This is a genomic window from Natrinema soli (assembly GCF_028618695.1).
Window position 1 is genome coordinate 1 of record NZ_JAQIVI010000804.1, and the last position, 2,504, is coordinate 2,504.

General features: G+C 65.1%; 3 protein-coding genes and 1 pseudogene. 1 reads left to right on the forward strand and 3 read right to left on the reverse strand.

Annotated elements, in window-relative coordinates; all coding sequences use genetic code 11:
- The 3 genes and pseudogenes from PGX04_RS32970 to PGX04_RS32980 form a co-directional block, all read right to left on the reverse strand.
- Positions 1-172, reverse strand: a pseudogene (locus tag PGX04_RS32970) (cytochrome C biogenesis protein); the annotation flags it as partial.
- 2 nt (positions 173-174) lie between these two features.
- Positions 175-744, reverse strand: a complete 570-nt coding sequence (locus tag PGX04_RS32975) for a TlpA family protein disulfide reductase (protein WP_273742333.1) — start codon at positions 742-744, stop codon at positions 175-177.
- A 2-nt stretch (positions 745-746) separates the two neighbouring features.
- A complete protein-coding gene (locus PGX04_RS32980) occupies positions 747-1,541 on the reverse strand; it encodes an SCO family protein (RefSeq protein ID WP_273742334.1) in 795 nt (264 codons plus the stop codon).
- Between the two features lie 219 nt (positions 1,542-1,760).
- Here PGX04_RS32980 and PGX04_RS32985 point away from each other — a divergent pair.
- Positions 1,761-2,504: iron transporter (locus PGX04_RS32985; protein WP_273742335.1), on the forward strand; the 744-nt coding region annotated here is incomplete at its 3' end.

Consider the following 2,504-nt stretch of genomic DNA (forward strand, 5'->3'; position numbering starts at 1 on the left):
CGAGCAGGCCGCGGCTCAGCGCACCGCCGAGCGACGCCCGCTCGCCGTCGGTCTGACTCACGTAAAAGCCCACGTACCCCGGCAGGAGCGGGTACGCACACGGGGAGAAGAACGTCGCGACCCCGGTCGACAGCGCGAACACGATCGACGCGGTGCCCGTCGCGTCGACCATCCTCACTCGGCCCCGCCCTCGAGGGCGCGTTCGATGCCCGCGACGAGTTCGTCGGCGGTCTTGATGCCGGAATCGTGCCACTGGACGGTCCCCGAGGCGTCGATCGCCACGGCGGACGGATAGGGCGATCCCCAGTATCGGCTCGTGAGCTCCGAGGTCGGATCGAGGCCGATCGTCCAGTCGCCGTCGTTTTCCTCCCACCACTCGGCGAGTTCCGCTCTGGTAATTGACTCGCCGATCGGTTCGCTCGTGACAGAGAGGAAGGCCACGTCGTCGCCGACCCGCTCGTGGGTCGTGGCGAGTGCGTCCATCTGTTTGATACAGGGATCACACCACGTCGCGAAGAAGTCGATAAACGTCGGTCGATCCGGCGCGGGGACGGTGACCGCGCCGGCTTCGCTCCCCGGCGCGTCGACCGTCTCGATCTCGTAGGGATCGTGCTGTCGGCCGACGAGTCCGGACGATCCGTCGGAGTCGTCGTTCAGAGAGGGGACGCCGAACGCTGCGACGGCACCGGCACCGGCGACGACGCCCGCGCTGCCGAGGCCAGCGAGGACCTCACGGCGACGCATCGCTACTCGTCCACCCCCACGACAGTTCTCGTGTCTTCGACCATCACCTGGGTGTTGACCGCCTCGCGCTGGTCGTGCGCCTTCGGATACGCGCGTTCGACGATTCCGCGTTCGTTGACGATCTGAACGAGCGCGGAGTGGGTGAACGTGTACTCGGTCCCGTCGGCGTCGGACGATTCGTTCGTCGACTCGTTAGCTACGGTCTCGTTTGCCGATCCGGTATCCGAGGTGTTGTTCGTCGATCCGGAATCCGACGTTCCCTTGCCTCCCGAGAGCGGGAGTCCGAACGACTCATTGAGAACCGTTTTAGCCGTCTCGTTGTCCTCGGGGCGGAGGAAATGCCAGTGACCCGTCTCGGGTTCGATTCCCCGTTCTGCGCTATACGCCTGAAGGACGTCGGCCGTGTCGCGGTCGGGATCGAACGTCACCGCGAGCAATCCGACATCGTCCTCATAGCCGCTTTCGATGGCGTCTTCTTGTATTCGCCGGAAATGCTGCATGAGTTGATCGCACATGCCGTCCGGACAGGACGCGTAAAAATACGTGATCACGAACGGGCGTTCGTCGACGAAATCGTCGCGGGAGACGGTTTCCTCTGCGATCGGATCCGGGAGCGAAAACGACGGGAACTCCTCGCCATACGTGTCATACGAGTAATCCGCGTGTTGGGCCTCCTCTTCCGGTGGGTCGAGTATCGTATCCGGGTTGGAGTCACCGCCGAGCAGATCACCGAGACAGCCGGCAACGCTCGTTATCCCCACTGTCCCGAGCGAGCCGAGGTATGTCCGCCGTTCCATAGCTAGTTCGTCGGAACCCGTGATCAAAGGTTCGTTGGTTCGATCGCCGAAGGCGGCCCCTGTGCGTTTCGTTCTCGATGGACAGACACTCGGATGTGCCGCGTCCGCCGCCGATCGAGCGGGCGACCAGAGCGGTGACTAACCGATCGTGAGCCCGTCTCCGCTCGTTCGATGGACGAACCAACAGGCGTTTGATCGCCGATACCCAACCGTCACTCGATGAAACGCCGGGGTTTTCTCCGCGGAACAGCAGGAATCGGTGCCGTCGGAGCCGCCGGAACCGCCGGACTCGCCGGCTGTCTCGAGCGGCTCGGGTTCGAAGAGGAATCGGCGTGGGCGAACCCGCCGCTCGTCGAGAACAGACCCGACGCGGTCTACCTCCCGGCATCGCGCGAGGAGATGGGGACCTACGGGACGGCGACCGACGGCGACTACGCGGCCGCGCTGTCATACACCTTCCCCCATCGGTTCTGGACCGTCGAAGCCACCACCGAGGGGAGAACGCTGGTCGATGTCGATGCTGACGACAGCGTCCACCTCATGGTCTCCGTCTGGGATCGCGAGACGCACACCGTCCTCCCGGCGAATCTGCGCCTCGAGGTCTCGCAGGACGGCGAACCGGTCGACACCGGCACCTCGTCGCCGTGGCCCATGATCTCCCAGCGAATGGGGTTTCACTACGGCGATAACGTCCAGCTCCCCGGGGAAGGCGAGTACACCGTTCGGGTCACCGCCAACCCCATCACGGGGATCAATCGGACCGGTTCGTTCGAGGGCCGTCTCGAGTCGCCGGGCTCGCTCGAGATCGACTTCGAGTACGCTCGGTCGGACATTCACGACCTCTCGTTCGAGACGATCCCCGAGGACCGGCGGGGGAGTCGCGAGGCGTTATCGCTGATGAGTCACGGCGGCGACGGCGGGCACAGCGGCGACGGCGGGGGAGACGGCAACGGCGGGCACGGC

Coding starts and splice junctions, on each gene's coding strand:
- PGX04_RS32975 (WP_273742333.1), bottom strand. CDS start 744: ATGCGTCGCCGTGAGGTCCTCGCTGGCCTCGGCAGCGCGGGCGTCGTC.
- PGX04_RS32980 (WP_273742334.1), bottom strand. CDS start 1,541: ATGGAACGGCGGACATACCTCGGCTCGCTCGGGACAGTGGGGATAACG.